The organism is uncultured Psychroserpens sp. (assembly GCF_947492715.1).
GTDB lineage: Bacteria > Bacteroidota > Bacteroidia > Flavobacteriales > Flavobacteriaceae > Psychroserpens.
In genome coordinates, this window is sequence record NZ_CANLNS010000024.1 from 1 (window position 1) to 359 (window position 359).

Genomic DNA, 359 nt, shown 5'->3' on the forward strand with positions numbered 1-359 from the left:
GAGTGTGGTGGAACACTTACAGTGAACTGGACTTACACAGATGATTGTCAAAGAACAATCGAAGCTAGTAAGACAATTACTGTATTACCAGCACCAATGGCTGAGTTTGATGAAGTAGAAGACATGGAGATTTCATGTGAAGAAGCAAATTCATTCGAACCAGGATCATTAGGATACACTAATGGAGGAACTGGAGCATGTGAGATTTCAGGAGAAGTTCAAGGAGAGTTAAGTGGATCATACGATGAGTGTGGTGGAACTTTATATGTAGATTGGACTTATACTGATGATTGTGATAGAACAATCACAGCTAAGAAAACAATCACAGTATTACCAGCGCCAATGGCTGAATTTGATGA

General features: G+C 39.3%; 1 protein-coding gene. It reads left to right on the forward strand.

Annotation, left to right across the window (positions count from 1 at the left end; genetic code table 11):
• Window positions 1-359, forward strand: a 359-nt coding sequence (locus tag Q0787_RS19255; RefSeq protein ID WP_298905081.1) for a hypothetical protein, incomplete at both ends; no start/stop codon positions are given.